The sequence below is a fragment of the Staphylococcus sp. EG-SA-2 genome (genome assembly GCF_017152085.1).
The window spans coordinates 1-631 of the sequence record NZ_JACYHC010001239.1; the positions used below are offsets into that span (position 1 = coordinate 1).

Annotated in this window: 1 protein-coding gene and 1 pseudogene; both read right to left on the reverse strand. The window is 37.1% G+C overall.

Going from position 1 to position 631, the window contains the following annotated elements:
- Nucleotides 1-72: pseudogene (locus IDG60_RS20190) on the reverse strand (choline ABC transporter permease); the annotation flags it as partial.
- A partial coding sequence (locus IDG60_RS20195; protein ID WP_206161112.1) for a CBS domain-containing protein occupies nucleotides 69-631 on the reverse strand: 563 nt, incomplete at its 5' end. The pseudogene IDG60_RS20190 and the gene IDG60_RS20195, both read right to left, overlap by 4 nt.

The window sequence follows — 631 nt, forward strand, 5'->3', positions numbered from 1 at the left end:
TATAGAAATATAAAAATGTTCCAGTGTTTTCGACATCAACTGTCCACCATGTTCATGTAGGAACTCAATCATGATTTATCATCTCCTATGTCACGTACTTTGACATTAGTAGTGTGTTGCTCATGCACTTTTGAGGACGCAGTGTCTTCCCCCACATGTTCTGCTTGCACTGTATCCTCACTATCGCCCCAAATCGTGTCATATACAATATCAACAACATTGGCACGCGTAATCAGTCCTACTAAACGCTGTTGATCATCTACAACAGGAACATTTCTGATATTTCTTTTTAAAATCGTGCGTACAGAATCTTGCAATTTCGAATCAATTTGAACGGTATAAATATGTTGTTGCATCATATCACGCAAAGTTTTGTGTCCTCGTATACCTTGATTAATATCCTCAATGTCTAAGAATCCAAGTAAATGGTTGTCACTATCAACGACAAAAATAGTATCAACACGTTTTTGTCTCATAATATGAACGGCGTCATTCAGTGTTGCTTCTGCCTGTATCGTGATTGGTTTAATCATTACACCTTCTACAGTCTTGTCATTGGGACGGTCTTGAATCAGTCTATTTTGTCCTATAAAATCACGTACAAAATCATTTGCGGGATGTCTTAAAATAT